The organism is Mogibacterium kristiansenii, assembly GCF_009695905.1.
In the GTDB taxonomy this organism is placed as follows: Bacteria; Bacillota; Clostridia; order Peptostreptococcales; family Anaerovoracaceae; genus Mogibacterium_A; species Mogibacterium_A kristiansenii.
Genome location: NZ_VUNA01000001.1, coordinates 120,664 through 136,733 on the forward strand (window position 1 = coordinate 120,664; position 16,070 = coordinate 136,733).

Here is a 16,070-nt window from a genome sequence, read left to right on the forward strand (position 1 = left end):
ATAAATAAGCGAATGAAGAATTTAAATCGAAAGGCGGAGGCCCGGAGGGCGGCTGCCGGAATGGAAAGTCGGGCAGATACTTTGGTGATTGTGGAAAGCAAACACGGCAGTGCACTGAAGTATGGAGAATGGATCAGCAATACGCTTCATAGCGACATGATTCCGGCTACCCGTAAGTATCTGGGGTATGCTTCTCTGTATCGAAATGTAATTTATATCGGTTGGATTAAGGACGGGCGGATTGAGAAGCTGAACCTTCTTCAGCAGAACTATGTGAATTTCAATATGGACGGAAAGCACATCGCAGTAATCGGGGTCGGCATAGGAAATCCGACGGACTCTTATCTGAAGCGAATTATTGCCTACAATGCGTTGGATCAGTTCGGGGACAGCTTCCATTATCTGCCGGGAGCGGTGGATGAGAAGAAGCGGAAGGCAGGAGATATGAACAATATTCAGCACTGTCTGAAGAATCTTGGAAAGTTGTACGAGAAAGAGGATGCAGAACTGATTGGAGAGCGCTTGGTACAAGGATACGATGGGATATCTAGGAATAAGATTGAGTCTATAGTAGATGAGATTACGGCGGTACGAAACAATACCTATCGGAAGGATGAGCCGGAGGAAGACGGCGAGGATGAATAGACGAAGTAAAAGGCGGGAAGCATCCCGCCTTTTGTAGTGCATTGTTTGGAAACATCCCATCGATTGGAGTGGAGAATGAGTCTTCTGCATTGAATGCATATTAAAAAGAGAGTGGCGATTGCCACTCTCTTTTGGAATCTTTTGTAACTGAATGTTCTGTAGTCTATGCTGCAGATCCCTTCTTGATAGCATCGTGCAGGAACATTGCTGCTGTTACGTATACTACACATACTACGATGATGGTCAGAATCTTCAGCGGGATGGAGCTTACGAACTTGTAAGCAATGAATACACCGATTGCTCCGCCGAATGCCTGCATCCAGGATGCTGCCATGTCGTATCTTCCTTCTTTGATGAATTTAGGGCCGTTACCGAATGCCATCAAGAATGCACAGGATCCCATCATTACCGGGAATGCGGCTCCAACGTTCAGTCCCAGCAGGGAGCAGAGAGCCATACAAGGAGCGTACAGTCCTACGCCTACGCTCATCAGAGCGCCCAGAACGAAGTTTACAACAACTGCGATAATCAGCTTAACGCCGGTCAGCTTCAAAGCGGTACCGATAGTACCGAAAGGTCCGATTGCCAGTACTTTGCACAGCATTACGGAACCGAGAAGGAACAATCCTATGAACATTGCGATACGTACGTGCTTTCTGTCCAGCTTGGATACTACGCCTGCCATTAGGATGGAGCCGAGTACGGATGCAACAATCATGGAAACCAGAGTGAGGGTATCCAAGTCTACGAATCCGAAGAACAGGAATGCCTCGAACAGTACCGGGACGGTGTCACCTACGTTCAGCGTTCCAGGAACGTTGATATCGTCTACGGACTTACCAATCTTGAATGCTGCGGAAGATCCGGCGAAGGATCCGATACCCAGGGTATCACCGAAGTTCATGATAACTCCTACAATGAAGTTATATACGTTATGTTTTTTCTGCTGCTGCCAGAGTTCTTCACCGGTGAGTCCGAATACCGGATCTGGTTCAGTTACTGCACGCATTTCTTTCATCTTTCTGTACATCAGGAACAGGTTCAAAACGATGCCGACTATGCATAGTCCTTTCAGAATGTAAAGAGACATAACTACCTCCCTTTGAATTAATAATTCTAGTGATAATATAATAATATAATTGCTCTATCAGCGAGGCTAACCCCGACGTAACCTTGCTGATACTGTGATTATATCAGCACGATTTGAAATGTCAAATTGTTGACAAGCGAAAAATGACGTTCATGTGAGAAAAACCGTCAATCTACTTCACACAGTATTCACATTCAAATGAATTCTTGTTTTCAATTGCGACAAAAATTAAGGGAAAATTAAAGATTTTTCTAAGCTTTGAAAAAGAAATCTCGTGAGTCGTGTGATTATCCGTGTGAGATTGTACTAATTCAAAAACAATTTTAAAAGTGAAAGGTTATCATTGAAAACCGAATGGTTCGCATTTGTCACGGATATTTTTTAGACTACAGAAAAATATCCGTGCAATGTGTGATATAATAAATTCTGTATACATATAAACGGAAAAAAGGGAAGAGCCCCTTTTTGATCGACAGAAACAGAATGGAGTGACCACATTGGCTTTTACGCATCTTCACGTACATACTGAATACAGCCTTTTGGACGGATTATCTCGAATTCGGGAACTCCCCGCCTACGCCAAGGAATTGGGAATGAATTCTCTGGCCATTACGGATCACGGGGCCATGTTCGGGATTATCGACTTCTACAAGGAATGCAAAAAGCAGGATATCAAGCCCATTATCGGGTGTGAGGTGTACACTGCGGCCCGCACGATAAATGACCGAGATCCGGAGAAAGACCGGATGAGCGGTCATCTGATTTTATTGGCGGAGAACCAGAAGGGGTATGGGAACCTGGTAAAAATAGTATCCGCAGGGTATGTGGATGGTTTCTATTTCAAACCAAGAGTGGACAAAAACGTGCTCCGGGAGCACAGCGAAGGAATCATCTGCCTTTCCGGCTGTCTGGCGGGAAATGTGCAGCGAATGCTGATGCGAAACGATTACGATGGAGCGCGGCGGGAAGCCATGGAATTGGAGCAGATTTTTGGAAAGGGTAATTTCTTTCTGGAGATTCAGAACCATTTTCTGACGGAGGACCGTCCGGTGATTGCCGGATTGGAACGTCTTTCTCAGGATTTGAATATTCCGCTGGCGGCCACCAACGATGCCCACTATATAAGAAAAGAAGATGCGAAGGCACAGGATGTGCTGATGTGCATTCAAACCGGTTCGAAGGTGAACGACACGAACCGGATGAAATTCGAAAACGACGAATTCTATCTGAAATCCGAAGCGGAAATGCAGGAGCTTTTTCCGGGACACCCGGAATACCTGGAAGTCACCCAGGAGATCGCGGACCGGTGCAAGGTGGAATTTACTTTTGGGGAATATCACCTGCCGGAATTTGTTCCACCGGAGGGTTTGACCAACGATCGGTACCTGAGAAAGCTCTGTTACGAAGGGCTGCGGGAGCGATACGGTGATGCGGCCATGGAGGAGGACAACAGCTACCGGATCCGTCTGGAGAGTGAGCTGAATGTCATCGAGACCATGGGGTATGTGGAGTACTTCCTGATTGTGTGGGATTTCATTCACTACGCAAAGACTCACGACATTGCCGTGGGTCCGGGAAGAGGATCCGCCGCCGGAAGTATCGTGGCGTATACTTTACACATCACGGAAATCGATCCGATTAAATATAATTTGATTTTTGAGCGGTTCCTGAACCCGGAGCGGGTGAGCATGCCGGATATTGACGTGGATTTCTGTATTGAACACCGTCAGGACGTCATCGATTATGTGGTGCGAAAGTACGGGAAGGATAAGGTTTCACAGATTATCACCTTCGGTACGCTAAAAGCAAAAGCGGCGGTGCGGGACGTTGCCAGGGTGCTGGACGCTTCCTATGCCGATGGAGATGCCATCGCCAAAGCCATTCCGAATGAGCTGGGAATGACCATCTCCAAGGCGTTGGAAATCAACCACAGCCTTCGGGAGAGGTACGATACGGAGCCTTTGGTTCGGGATATCTTGGACATGTCCATGGCGGTGGAAGGTCTGCCGAGACATGCGTCCACCCATGCGGCGGGCGTGGTAATCAGTAAGCTTCCACTGGATGAATACGTTCCGCTGTATTCCTCGGATAAGGGACCGGCGACGCAGTTCAACATGACCACGATCGAGGAATTGGGATTGTTAAAAATGGACTTTTTGGGGCTGCGAAATCTTACGCTGCTTCGAAATGCCTTGGACTTGATTCGGGAGAATCAGGGAATCGAAATTGATTTTTCCACGATGGATTACAACGATGCGGCCACCTACGAGATGATTGCAGAAGGCAATACGGAGGGGGTTTTCCAGTTGGAGAGCGGCGGCATGACGGATTTTATGAAGAACCTGAAGCCCACCTGCTTTGAAGATATCGTCGCGGGAATCTCCCTGTATCGGCCGGGTCCGATGGATTCCATCCCGAAATACATTGAGAATAAGAAACATCCGGAGAAAATTCAGTATGTGGATCCGCATTTGGAGCCGATTCTGGGGGTTACCTACGGCTGTCTGGTGTATCAGGAACAGGTAATGCAGATTGTGCGGGACCTGGGCGGGTACTCCTACGGGCGGTCGGACCTGGTGCGCCGTGCCATGAGCAAAAAGAAAATGGCGGTGATGCTGGAAGAGAAGGAATACTTTATCAACGGAAAGAAGGCGGAGGACGGTTCCGTGGAGATTGCCGGCTGTGTGGCCAACGGAATTTCCAAGGAGGCGGCGGAAACCATCTTCGAAGATATGGTCAGCTTCGCCCAGTACGCCTTCAACAAATCCCATGCGGCGGCATATGCCGTGGTTTCTTACGAGACGGCATATCTGAAATGCCACTATCCGAAGGAATTTATGGCGGCGCTGATGTCTAGCGTCATGGGGCAGCCGGGACACATTTCCGCATACATTCGAAACTGCAACGAAATGGGAATTGAGGTGCTTCCGCCATCGGTTCTCCGAAGCGAAGAGAAATTCTCCGTGGAAGGAGATCGGATTCGGTACGGCCTGGCAGGAATAAAGAACGTGGGCACGGGAATCGTAGGGGCGATTATCGATGCTCGAAAGGACAATCCGGAGCCGACGGATATCTACGATTTCGTAGACGGTCTGGATGCCAAGGAGCTGAATCGGAAAGCCGTAGAATCCCTGATTAAAGCCGGTGCCTTGGATGAAATCAATCCGAACCGGGCGGTGATGATTGCGGTGTGCGACGATGCGGTTTCTCGGGCGCAGAAGCGGGCTCGGAATTCCGGGCAGAACCAGATTTCTTTTTTCCAGCTGGACGAAAGCTTAATCGAGGAGGTTCGCACTACTCCGGAGCTGCCGAAAATCGCCAATTTCGAGAAGGACCAGCTGTTGTCCATGGAAAAAGAAATGCTGGGGGTCTACCTTTCCGGCCATCCGTTGGATGATTACCGAGAGCTGATCGAGACGAACACCACCGCTTCCGTGTCGGAGATTCTGGAAGTGTCTTCGATGGATACGGATGGCATGTCCGAGAACATGCCGGGCATGGAGTCCGCCTACGGACGGTATCGGGACGGGGACCGAGTGGTAATGGCGGGAATGCTGGTATCGGTGAAAACCATGATTACGCGGAAAGCCCAGGAGATGGCCAGAATTCAGTTCGAGGATTTCAGCGGCATTATGGATGGAATTATTTTTCCGTCCGCCTACGAAAAATTCCGACATCTGGTGCAGACCGATCAGATTGTGGCGATTTCCGGCAAGCTGTCCATTAAAGAGGATTCCGCACCGGAGGTTCTGGTGGACAACCTGGCGGATATCCATCAAATTCAGGAGTTCCGCCGGCGGGGAAATTTCCGGTCCGGCAGACCGAATCCGGCGGGGAGACAGAATTCGGCGGGGCGACCGACGGAGGATATCGCCAACCTGGTGAAGCTGCGGGTTCCGCCGGAATATGTGGAACGGCTGGGAAGCCGAAATCTGGTGCTGGAAGAAATCATGGGCGTTCTGAAAGAATATCCGGGGAATAGAGACGTAATGGTATTCCTTCCGGGAGGAAGGAATGTGAAAACCAGCAGTCAGTATCGGGTGGATTTTAGCGAGAAGCTGGAGCGCCGTCTGAAGGATCTGCTGGGAAACGATAATGTAAAGGGTTAAAAAACGAAAGGGGACAAAAGATGATGAAAATTGGAGTATTGACCAGCGGCGGAGATTCACCGGGAATGAATGCAGCGGTTCGGGCGGTGGTGCGTTTCGGCATCGCCCGCGGAATGAAGGTCTACGGAATCTATCGAGGGTATGAGGGCCTGATTGACGGCGAACTGGAAGAGCTGGACCGCCGTGCGGTGGGGGACATCCTTCAGCGGGGCGGCACCATGCTGAAAACCGCCCGCAGTGAGCGTTTTATGACGGAGGCGGGACGTCGGAAAGCCGTGACCACCATTGAAACCTTTGGGCTGGACGCCATCGTTGTGATTGGCGGAAACGGTTCTTTTGCCGGCGCCTTGGAGCTGTCACGTCTGGGCGTGAACGTGATGTGCATTCCGGGAACCATCGACAACGATCTGGGATATACGGAAAGCACCATCGGCTTTGACACCGCGGTGAACACGGTGCTGGATGCGATTACCCGAATTCGGGACACTTCTTCGTCCCACGAACGAACCACCGTGGTGGAGGTTATGGGCCGTCACTGCGGCGATATTGCACTGTATGCCGGAATCGCCGGCGGTGCGGAAGCGGTGCTCCTTCCGGAGGTGGATCGGGATGTGAATTCCGTCTGCCGGAAGATTATTGAAGGCTGCAATCAGGGAAAGCAGCACAGTATTATCATCAAGGCAGAGGGATATCCGATGGATTCGCAGGAGCTGGTAAAAGAAATTTCCGAACGTACGGGGCGTTCCGTCCGTCTGGTGGTGCTGTCGTATCTCCAGCGAGGCGGATCGCCGACCCTTCAGGATCGGATGCTGGCCACCCGCTGCGGAGACAAGGCCATCGAGCTTCTGGATGCGGGATTGACGAATAAGGCCATCGGTCTGGTGGACGGAAAAGTGCTGGGCTTTAATTTGAAAGAAGCGTTGGCGGAAACTCAGGAGTTCGACCGTCACCTGTACGAATGCGTGGATGTACTCAGCCGGTAGGTGACATCCGATAGGAGAATACGAGAATGAACAAAAAAGCAATTGTACTATATACCTCCAAGCGGGGAGCGACTCAGCAGTATGCGGAATGGATTGCACAGTCCTTGGAATGCGAATGTGCGGCATTGAAGGATTTCGATAAAGAGACCATTCCGGAATACGATTTGATCATCTACGGTTCCTGGTTGCGGGGCAGCGGCATCGTGGATTTCGATAAGATTGAGCCCTATTTGGAAGGCTCGAAGGATCACACGATTCTATTCGTGACCGGGGTTTCGGAATACAATCCGCAAAACTACCTTCAGATCTGTGAAATCAATTTCGACGGTCGGGAGAATATGGACCGGATGCAGCTGTTTTTCTGCCCGGGACGGTACGATCCGGCGCAGGTAAAGGGCTTGGATCGGATGCTGATGGCGGTTGCCAAGAAAGTGTTGAAGTCCGGACAGACGGCAGAGGATGGCGGAGCTGCCATGAAGATGATTCGAAATATCGAAGAAGGGGTGGACCTGGTGGACCGAAAGTATATCGACCCGATTCTGAATGCGGCCCATCGGATTCAAAACCGGTAGAGCACAATGGACCGAAAGATTCTCCACTGCGATATGAATAGTTTCTACGCTTCCGTAGAGCTTCTGGAACATCCGGAGCTGCGGGACGTACCGGTGGCGGTAGCGGGAAATCCGGAGAATCGTCACGGTATTGTGCTGGCCAAAAATGAGGCGGCCAAAAAATTCGGCGTCACCACGGCGGAGACGATTCAGCAGGCGCTGCGGAAATGCCCGGGGCTGACCTTTCTGCCGCCGCACCACGAGAAGTATTCTTTTTACAGCAAGAAAATCAATGAGATCTATCGGTCTTATACGGATCTGGTGGAACCTTACAGCATCGACGAATCCTGGCTGGACGTCACCGGCAGCGAGCGGCTGTTCGGACCGGCAGAGGAGATTGCGGATCAGATTCGGAACCGGGTTCGAGAGACGTACGGCCTCACCCTCTCGGTGGGCGTGTCCTATAACAAGATTTTTGCGAAGATGGGATCGGAATACCGAAAGCCGGATGCCACCACGGTGATTTCACGGGAGAACTACCGGGAGATTCTGTGGCCACAGCCGGTAGGCAATTTTTTCTATGTGGGAAGAGCCACCGCAGAGAAGTTGAAGAAGCTTCATATCTACACCATTGGAGAGCTGGCCCGGGCGGATGTGGGTTTTCTGAAGCGAAGTTTCGGCGTGCACGGAGAGGATCTTCACCGTTCGGCCAACGGCGAGGATACATCGCCGGTTCGTCGCTGGGGCGATTGGGATGATGTGAAATCTGTGGGTCACGGAGTGACCTTTCGGCGTAATATTCGAGGCGAGGATGATGTGTCTTTGGCGGTAACGGAGCTTGCCGATTGGGTGAGCACGCGCCTTCGACTGTATGAGATGAAGGCGTACGGGGTGAAAGTGGAAATTACCACGCCGGAGTTTCGGCGAATCTCCCGGCAGCGGCGGGTGGAGCGGTCTTTCGTCACGGCGCAGACCATTCGCCGAATTGCTCTGAAGCTGATTCAGGAAGCGGGGTTCATGGACCGGGAAATCCGGCTTCTGACGGTGACCGCAATTTATTTGGCAAAGGAAGATGCCCCGGAGCAAGTGTCGATTTTCGACATGGCGGAGATGTTTTCGCCGGAGCCGAAGAACAATTCAAATTCGGTGAATTCGAATTCGGTGCAGGAAGAGAAGATTGAACGCACTATGGATGCGATTCGAAAGAAATACGGAACCAAATCCATCGGGTACGCCCACAGCCTGGGAAATGACCTGGGATTGAGCCGGCGGAGCGAAGAAGAATCGGAAAAGTGAGGACCCCAAAATAAAAATCGGAGGATGCACCGTAACCCGTGCCGCCTCCGATTTATTTTTACCGCAATCTATTAACCTTCATATACGAAGCTGTCCATATATCTCAGCTTAAAGAGATTTCGCTCGTGCAGGGTGTCGATGCGTTCCTTGGTCTTCGGATCGTCGATCTCGCCGGTGCGGATGTATCGATCCAATACCTCATAGGTGAATCCCAGTTTGTCCTCGTCGGTCTTGCCGCTGAGTCCGTCGGACGGAACCTTCTCGATGAGCACTTCCGGAACGCCCAGTTCGCGGCCCATGGCCCGAATCTCGGCGGTGGTGAAACTGGAAATTGGACTGAAATCGCCGGCTGCATCCCCGTAACGCGTGGAATATCCCACCCAGTCCTCGGAAAGGTTGCAAGTGTTGGCAACCCGGCCGTTCATGGATTGTCCGATGGCGTAAAGGGTGGACATCCGAAGTCTCGGCGGGAGATTAATCTCGCTGTCCCGGCTCACTTCACCGATGGAATTCCGAATTTCCTCCATGAGTGCGTCGTAGCAGCTGCCGATATTTACGGTGTAATGGCGGATTCCAAGATGGTCTACCAGAAGCTGCGCCATGTCAATGTCTGACTGGGAGGTGTTCGGCATCAACACGCCGATGACCCGATCTTTGCCCAGCGCTTCCACCAGCAGAGCGGCGGTGATGGAACTGTCTTTTCCACCGCTGATTCCGATAATTGCGTTGCAGTCGGGACCGTTCTTCCGGAACCAGTCTCGGATCCACTGAATCGTGGCTTGCGTTGCTTTCTTTGCATCAAATTCCATAAAGCTACCTCCTTACAATACTTTTCATCATAGCACATCCCGGGTAAAAATAAAACTCGCTATGCCATAGTTTCTTGAAGGGGATTCCGGGATAATGTATAATAAACGAATGTATGAAGTGTAAAGGAGAAGCGAATGAAGCAGAATTATGTTCTTCAATTGAAGGCGGATATGGAATTTATGGATTTTTTTATGGTGAAGACCATTGCCATTCGGGTGGGATCCAATCGGAAAAAATATCTGGACATGACATTGGCGGACTGCACCGGAGAGATTTCGGCGAAGAAATGGGATATTTCCGATGAAGAGCTGGATGGCATTAATCGAATCCAGGTGGGCGATATCATCAAGGTGAAAGCCGGAGTGACGGAGTGGAAGGGAACGAAGCAGCTGCGCGTTACCCGGATTCGCCACGCCAACCGGGACGACGGTCTGGTGCCTGCCGATTTCTACAAGTCGGCGCCGGAAGATTCGGAAAGCATGTATAACTATATTGTAGGAAAGATTCGGGAATTTCAGGATGAGGAGCTGAAGCAGCTCTGCCTGACAATCTACGAAGAGAACCGGGAGAAGCTGATGTACTACCCGGCGGCCATGAGCAATCACCATGCGGAATACGGCGGACTGTTGTACCACGTGAAGCGGATGATGATGATGGGAGAGCAAGCTTGTACAGTGTATACCAACCTCTCCAAGGATTTGCTTTTGGCGGGAGTAGTGCTCCACGATATCGAGAAATTGAATGAGATTCTGTCGGATACCCATGGTGTGTCGCCGGGGTATTCCTTTGAAGGTCAGATGCTGGGGCACTTGGTGCAGGGCGTGACACTGATTCACGATCGGTGCCGGGAACTGGGAATCGGAACGGAGAAGACCATTCTTCTGGAGCATATGATTCTCAGCCACCACTACGAGCCGGAATTCGGCAGCCCGAGAAAGCCTCTTTTTCCGGAAGCGGAAATGCTCCACTACTTGGATATTGTGGATGCAAAGATGTTCGATATGGAAGAGAGCTTATCCAAGGTAGAGCCGGGAGAATTCGGCGAACGGGTATGGACTCTGGATAATCGAAAACTGTACCGACGAAAATTTTAGGGTGAGAGAAAAATAGACATAACAGAAGTGGAGAGTCATGGAAAAAATCGGGAAACTGGAGCGGGTAATTTTTCATAATAAAGAAAATGGATACACGGTGGGCGTCTTTGAAACGGAAGACGAACAGTTTACGGTGACCGGAAGTTTTCATGATCCGAATCCCGGCGTGAAATACCGTATCGTTGGGGAATTTAAAATGCACCGAAAATACGGCGAGCAGTTCAATGCGGAATCCTACGAAGAGGTGATTCCGGACGACGCCGATGGAATCCGCGCTTTTCTGGCGGCGGGAAACGTGAAGGGCATTGGTCCGAAGATGGCCAATTTGATTGTGGATCGCTTCGGGAAATCCACCTTGGATGTGCTGGAGCAGAATCCGGAGAAGCTGCTGGCAATTCGGGGGATCGGACCGAAATCCCTGAAGGTGATCGCGGAATCCTTCGGCGAGACTATTGAATTTACGAAAATTTCTTTTTCCCTGAGAGAACTGGGAATTACCATGGCTCAGGCGGTTCGCATCTATAAGCTGTACGGCGGCGAATCCCTGGAAGTGGTGAAAGACAATCCGTACTGCTTGGTGGAGGATATTTACGGCATCAGCTTTCGGAAGGCCGATGAGATTGCCATGAAGTTGGGGTTTGAGGAAGACAGCGAATTCCGGCTGGAGAGCGGCGTGGCCTATGTGCTGGAAAATTTTGCCCAGAGCGGAAGCACCTACATGCCCAAGGAACAGCTGCTGGAATCCACGGTGAAGCTTCTGGACGTGGGGTCGGAACAGGTGGAGGAATGCCTGGTCCAGATGATTTTCCAGGGGAAGCTTCAGACGGATACGATTGAGGAGACGCCGGTGGTGTACCTTTATGGGTATTATCTGGCGGAGCAGAGCGTGGCGTGGCATCTGGCTCAGATTAAAGAGGCGCACATCGACCCCCTGTCGGCAGACCTGGACAATCTGATTCAGGACGCGGAAAAAAACAGATCCGGCGGAATTCACCTTTCCGAAGAGCAGCGGGGCGCGGTCCGTCAGGCGCTGACGGAAAATGTCTGCATTATCACCGGCGGTCCGGGAACGGGAAAAACCACGATTATCAATACCATTGTCTACATACTGGAACAGTTGGATATCAAAGTGGCGCTGGCTGCGCCTACCGGTCGGGCGGCAAAGCGAATTACGGAGACCTCCGGCGTGGAGGCCATGACCATTCACCGAATGCTGGAATACGTCTACTCGGAGGATGAGCACGAGATGAATTTCGGTCGCAACGAGGAGAACCCTCTGGAGGAGAAGGCGGTAATCATCGACGAAGCCTCCATGGTGGATTTGATGCTGATGGAGGGATTGCTGAAGGCTGTCAAGCCGGGAACGCGCCTGATTATCGTGGGCGATGCGGATCAGCTGCCTTCGGTGGGCGCAGGCAACGTGCTCCGAGATATGCTGCGCAGCGAATACATTCCTGCGGTGCGTCTTCACGAGATTTTCCGCCAGGCGGGCGAGAGCTTAATCGTGGTGAATGCCCATATGATTCAGCGAGGCGAGTATCCGTATGCCAATGAGAGCAACAAGGACTTCTTCGTAATGAGACGATCGCGGGAAGAGGATATCCTGAATACCGTGGAGGATCTCTTTCGGGGGCGTTTGCAGAATTATTATGATTTTATTCACAGCGGCTACGACATCCAGGTGCTGACCCCTACCAAAAAAGGCTTGCTGGGAACCATTCATCTGAACGAGGTTCTCCAGGGCGTGTTGAATCCGCCGTCCGAAGAGAAGAGGGAAAAGAAATCCGGAAGCCGGATTTTCCGGGAAGGGGATAAGGTGATGCAGCTCCGGAACAACTACATGATGGAGTGGAAGCGAGACGGTGAGACCGAGAAGGGAAAGGGCGTCTTTAACGGCGATATGGGCCGAATTGAGGGCATCAATCCGGAATCCGGACGGGTTTCCGTTCGCTACGATGACCGAGTGGTGGTGTACGAGAACGAAGACCTGATGGAGTTAGAGCTGGCCTATGCCATCACGGTGCACAAGAGCCAGGGAAGCGAATTCCCGGCGGTGGTGATGCCCATGACCTGGTTCCCGCCGATGCTCATGACCCGGAACCTGCTGTACACCGCCGTGACCCGAGGCAAAAACCTGGTAGTGGTGGTGGGCTCCGAGGATCGGATGCACGCTATGGTGGACAACAACCGAATCGATGAGCGGTATACCGGACTGGAATATCGTCTTCGCCAGATCGACTTCGGAAACACCATCGGCTAGCTGCATCGGAAAGCGGCAGCCGGAAAATATTTATTTTTACCCAGATGTATTCGGAAAGGATGTTTATGAATTTTCGAATGCTGAAAGAACAAGTATTGGATTTGGTCTACCCGGACGCTCTGTACTGCATCTGCTGCGGCAAGGTGATCGACAGCACCCGGCCCTATCGCCTGTGCAACGAATGCCGACGGGAGATTCGCTGGGCGACGGGGAGGACCTGCCGGAAATGCGGAAAAATCTTATCAGAGAACAATCCGGGAGACATCTGTTTCAGTTGCCGGGAACATGCTCATATCTTCGATATGGGGTTCACCTGCTGCGAGTACGGACAGCTTCCCCGGTCCATTGTTTTTGCGCTGAAATATCATGGGCGGACGGATATCGGCCGCACCGTCGGTATGGTGATGCACGACCGGATGGAGGCTCTTCGCCGGGAAACCGGACTGATGTACGACTTAATTATGCCCGTGCCCATGCATCCGGAGAAGGAGCGGATTCGGGGATATAATCAGGCGAGCGTAATCGGAAAGCACTTCGCCCGGCTGGAGGATATGCCTTTTTGCCCGGATGTGCTGCTGCGCAGCCGGAATACGGCGCCGCTTCGGGGAATGACTCCGGAGGAACGGCGGCAGATTCTTTCCGGCGTAATGACTCTGCGGAATGCAGAGGCCATTCGGAATCGAGACGTACTTCTCATCGACGATATCTATACCACCGGCGCGACGGTGGACGGGGCGGCGGAAGTGCTGCTGGCCGGCGGGGCACGGCAAGTGTACGTGCTGACCTTTGCGGCAGGCGCAGATGTGGTGAAAAGTGAATAGGTCCAAGTGAATTAGGATGAAGATAGCAGAAAAAGAACCGGCATTTACCCGATTGTAGGGTTGTGCCGGTTCTTTTGGCTTCACAGTTGTTATTATTCTTAATTCTCTTTATCATCGGATAGTTTTGCCGACAATATCGATTCGATGCTATCAGCAATTACGCGGTAATCAGACAAAAGTTGGTCAAGTCTCTCTAGCCCGGTAGCTTCAATATGATAATATTTACGTACACGACGTTTTCCGGTTTGAATAGCATGCGAAGTGATAAGCTTTTTATCTTCTAATTTGTACAAAACCGGATAAAGACTTCCTTCCGGCACAACGTATGATCCTTCCGATAAATCTTTGAGCAGCAAGCTGATTTCATAGCCATATAGGTCTTTCTGTGATAATAGGGACAGGACCAGCATTTCTACGGTTCCCATTTTAAAATTGTTTCTTTCGTGTATCATAATTTCCTCCCTATGTTAAAGCTATTTTATTATAGTTAAAAGGTAAAATCAATATATAGGAGAAATAAATATTGATTGACGAAGTAGTGCTGTTGTTTTAAAATAAAAACACAGAAAAAAAGTCTTAGTATTGACGGAGGTGAAAGTATGAATAAAAGAAAAAAGACAAGAGCTGTGGCGGCGATTGTCATACTGGCGATTTTGCTTGCGATGTGCTCCACCGATATCATGCTGCGTCTGGCGGTATTCACATATTCACCGAAGAGTGCAGTTACGATGAAGTACAAAAAGGCCGACGACAGAAGTGCGGGCAAAGATTTATATGTTATCACCGAAAACGTGCCGGTTGAGAAGGCGACCCGGGGAATGCTGGAAACGTGGGAGGTATATCATTTTGGACCGCTGAAATTTGCTCACTATTACGGAGAGTGTTGATATAAGCCTTCATAATATGGTATACTACAAAACATAATGTTGCATAGAAATTCATCTCCACGGTATGTTTGTGGTTGAAAGTCCAAGCCAGCTGCGGGCAAAGGGATCCACGTAAGCCGTCAGCAGGAAGCGGCGGTGATCATGGCGTAGTTTAGAAGTAAGTCCTCCGGGAAACTCGGGTCAAGGCAAGTGTGGGGTCAAAGACCAGGTCAAGTGCCGAGGGGATGGATTTTCTATATATGGTAAACGGAAAGCGACGCGGTCGCGTCTATTCGTTTTTTTTGAATTATTGATTGGAACCCGGGACAGGAGGAAAAAGGAACATGGACAACAGAACAGTGGCACTGCAGAAGCATAGTGAGTGGAGAGGAAAGCTGGATATCGCGCTGAGAGCGCCGATTGAGAACGATGAGGATCTGGCGATTGCTTACACACCGGGGGTTGCGGAGCCTTGCCTGGAAATCCGGAAAGACGAAGACCTGGCCTATGAATACACCGGAAAGGGTAATCTGGTAGCGGTAATCACCGACGGTACCGCCGTTCTGGGACTGGGGGATATCGGTCCCAGCGCCGCAATGCCGGTAATGGAAGGAAAATGTGCGCTGTTCAAGCGTTTCGGAAACGTGAATGCCATCCCGCTGTGCGTGGATACCAAAGATGTGGACGAAATCGTGGAGACCGTCTATCGGATTTCCAAGAGTTTTGGCGGCATCAATCTGGAGGACATCGGCGCACCGAGATGCTTTGAAATCGAGCGGAAGCTGGTGGAGAAGTGTGATATTCCGATCTTCCACGACGATCAGCACGGAACCGCCATCATCACCTGTGCGGCAATTCTGAATGCCCTGAAGGTGGTAGGAAAGAAACGGGGCGATCTGAAGATCGTGGTGAACGGCGCCGGTGCGGCAGGAATCGCCATTACGGAGCTGATTCTGGACCTTCATCTGGGAAGCGTCATCCTCTGCGACAGCAAGGGTATCGTCATGGAAGGAAATCCGAGAAACAATGCGGTAAAAGAAGAAATTGCTCATCGTACCAATCCGATTCACCAGAGCGGAACATTGAAAGATGCCATTCACAATGCGGACGTATTCGTGGGCGTATCCCAGGCGAATATGGTGACACCGGAAATGGTTCGCTCCATGGACCGGGATCCGATTATCTTCGCCATGGCAAATCCGGTGCCGGAAATCATGCCGGATGTGGCAAAGGAAGCCGGTGCTGTGGTTGTGGGAACCGGTCGTTCCGATTTTCCGAACCAGGTGAACAACGTATTGGTGTTCCCGGGATTCTTTAAGGGGCTGCTGCGAGTAGGCGCTACCAAGGTAACTCAGGAAATGAAGATTCGGGCAGCCGAGGCACTGGCATCGGTAATCACCGACGAAGAGCTGAATGCGGACTACGTACTTCCGGATGCGTTTGACGAGCGGGTGGCAGATGCCATTGCGGATGCCGTATCGGCGGAAGCGGTTGCTTCCGGCGTGTGCCGTCCGATTCACCGTTAATTGTTGATAGAATCCTCAG

At 51.1% G+C, this 16,070-nt stretch carries 13 protein-coding genes; 10 read left to right on the top strand and 3 right to left on the bottom strand.

The window, feature by feature from the left end; all coding sequences use genetic code 11:
• The first annotated feature begins 12 nt into the window (after positions 1-12).
• Positions 13-645 carry a hypothetical protein gene (locus FYJ65_RS00595; protein WP_154553405.1) on the top strand — a complete coding sequence of 211 codons (633 nt, stop codon included), beginning with the start codon at positions 13-15 and terminating at the stop codon, positions 643-645.
• A gap of 163 nt (positions 646-808) precedes the next feature.
• Here FYJ65_RS00595 and FYJ65_RS00600 read toward each other — a convergent pair whose 3' ends face one another.
• Positions 809-1,735 carry a permease gene (locus tag FYJ65_RS00600; protein WP_154553406.1) on the bottom strand — a complete coding sequence of 309 codons (927 nt, stop codon included), beginning with the start codon at positions 1,733-1,735 and terminating at the stop codon, positions 809-811.
• A gap of 497 nt (positions 1,736-2,232) precedes the next feature.
• Between FYJ65_RS00600 and FYJ65_RS00605 the strand changes: the two genes are divergently transcribed.
• The 4 genes from FYJ65_RS00605 to dinB are packed head-to-tail and all read left to right on the top strand — an operon-like array spanning position 2,233 to position 8,674.
• Complete coding sequence (locus FYJ65_RS00605) at positions 2,233-5,844, top strand: DNA polymerase III subunit alpha (protein WP_154553407.1); 3,612 nt, start codon at positions 2,233-2,235, stop codon at positions 5,842-5,844.
• A gap of 20 nt (positions 5,845-5,864) precedes the next feature.
• Positions 5,865-6,827, top strand: coding sequence for a 6-phosphofructokinase (gene pfkA / locus FYJ65_RS00610; protein ID WP_154553408.1), 963 nt, complete (start codon positions 5,865-5,867; stop codon positions 6,825-6,827).
• Positions 6,828-6,853: 26 nt separating this feature from the next.
• Positions 6,854-7,399: a flavodoxin domain-containing protein gene (locus FYJ65_RS00615; protein ID WP_154553409.1), complete on the top strand. Its 546-nt coding sequence runs from the start codon at positions 6,854-6,856 to the stop codon at positions 7,397-7,399.
• Positions 7,400-7,405: 6 nt separating this feature from the next.
• The gene (gene dinB / locus FYJ65_RS00620; protein ID WP_154553410.1) at positions 7,406-8,674 is read left to right on the top strand and encodes a DNA polymerase IV; all 1,269 of its coding nucleotides are present in this window, start codon (positions 7,406-7,408) and stop codon (positions 8,672-8,674) included.
• A gap of 71 nt (positions 8,675-8,745) precedes the next feature.
• Here the strand turns inward: dinB and nadE are convergent, their stop codons facing one another.
• Positions 8,746-9,483: an NAD(+) synthase gene (gene nadE, locus FYJ65_RS00625; protein ID WP_154553411.1), complete on the bottom strand. Its 738-nt coding sequence runs from the start codon at positions 9,481-9,483 to the stop codon at positions 8,746-8,748.
• 135 nt (positions 9,484-9,618) lie between these two features.
• Between nadE and FYJ65_RS00630 the strand changes: the two genes are divergently transcribed.
• The 3 genes from FYJ65_RS00630 to FYJ65_RS00640 all read left to right on the top strand — a co-directional run bounded on the left by FYJ65_RS00630 (position 9,619) and on the right by FYJ65_RS00640 (position 13,659).
• Positions 9,619-10,578, top strand: a complete 960-nt coding sequence (locus FYJ65_RS00630; protein ID WP_154553412.1) for a 3'-5' exoribonuclease YhaM family protein — start codon at positions 9,619-9,621, stop codon at positions 10,576-10,578.
• Positions 10,579-10,615: 37 nt separating this feature from the next.
• Entirely contained in the window at positions 10,616-12,838 is a 2,223-nt protein-coding gene (gene recD2, locus FYJ65_RS00635) for an SF1B family DNA helicase RecD2 (RefSeq protein WP_154553413.1), read from the top strand.
• Between the two features lie 77 nt (positions 12,839-12,915).
• On the top strand, positions 12,916-13,659 hold the full coding sequence (locus tag FYJ65_RS00640; RefSeq protein ID WP_206157227.1) for a ComF family protein: 744 nt from the start codon (positions 12,916-12,918) through the stop codon (positions 13,657-13,659).
• A 98-nt stretch (positions 13,660-13,757) separates the two neighbouring features.
• Here the strand turns inward: FYJ65_RS00640 and FYJ65_RS00645 are convergent, their stop codons facing one another.
• A complete protein-coding gene (locus FYJ65_RS00645) occupies positions 13,758-14,111 on the bottom strand; it encodes a PadR family transcriptional regulator (RefSeq protein WP_154553415.1) in 354 nt (117 codons plus the stop codon).
• A gap of 147 nt (positions 14,112-14,258) precedes the next feature.
• Here FYJ65_RS00645 and FYJ65_RS00650 point away from each other — a divergent pair, with 147 nt between their 5' ends.
• Entirely contained in the window at positions 14,259-14,546 is a 288-nt protein-coding gene (locus tag FYJ65_RS00650) for a hypothetical protein (RefSeq protein WP_154553416.1), read from the top strand.
• 323 nt (positions 14,547-14,869) lie between these two features.
• On the top strand, positions 14,870-16,051 hold the full coding sequence (locus FYJ65_RS00655) for an NAD(P)-dependent malic enzyme (protein ID WP_154553417.1): 1,182 nt from the start codon (positions 14,870-14,872) through the stop codon (positions 16,049-16,051).
• Positions 16,052-16,070: the final 19 nt, after the last annotated feature.

What these genes read in the sequence shown, in the direction of transcription:
- FYJ65_RS00630 (WP_154553412.1), top strand. Translation starts at nt 9,619, where the DNA reads ATGAAGCAGAATTATGTTCTTCAATTGAAGGCGGATATGGAATTTATG.
- nadE (WP_154553411.1), bottom strand. Translation starts at nt 9,483, where the DNA reads ATGGAATTTGATGCAAAGAAAGCAACGCAAGCCACGATTCAGTGGATC.
- pfkA (WP_154553408.1), top strand. Translation starts at nt 5,865, where the DNA reads ATGATGAAAATTGGAGTATTGACCAGCGGCGGAGATTCACCGGGAATG.
- FYJ65_RS00645 (WP_154553415.1), bottom strand. Translation starts at nt 14,111, where the DNA reads ATGATACACGAAAGAAACAATTTTAAAATGGGAACCGTAGAAATGCTG.
- FYJ65_RS00600 (WP_154553406.1), bottom strand. Translation starts at nt 1,735, where the DNA reads ATGTCTCTTTACATTCTGAAAGGACTATGCATAGTCGGCATCGTTTTG.
- FYJ65_RS00595 (WP_154553405.1), top strand. Translation starts at nt 13, where the DNA reads ATGAAGAATTTAAATCGAAAGGCGGAGGCCCGGAGGGCGGCTGCCGGA.
- recD2 (WP_154553413.1), top strand. Translation starts at nt 10,616, where the DNA reads ATGGAAAAAATCGGGAAACTGGAGCGGGTAATTTTTCATAATAAAGAA.
- FYJ65_RS00650 (WP_154553416.1), top strand. Translation starts at nt 14,259, where the DNA reads ATGAATAAAAGAAAAAAGACAAGAGCTGTGGCGGCGATTGTCATACTG.
- dinB (WP_154553410.1), top strand. Translation starts at nt 7,406, where the DNA reads ATGGACCGAAAGATTCTCCACTGCGATATGAATAGTTTCTACGCTTCC.
- FYJ65_RS00640 (WP_206157227.1), top strand. Translation starts at nt 12,916, where the DNA reads ATGCTGAAAGAACAAGTATTGGATTTGGTCTACCCGGACGCTCTGTAC.
- FYJ65_RS00655 (WP_154553417.1), top strand. Translation starts at nt 14,870, where the DNA reads ATGGACAACAGAACAGTGGCACTGCAGAAGCATAGTGAGTGGAGAGGA.
- FYJ65_RS00615 (WP_154553409.1), top strand. Translation starts at nt 6,854, where the DNA reads ATGAACAAAAAAGCAATTGTACTATATACCTCCAAGCGGGGAGCGACT.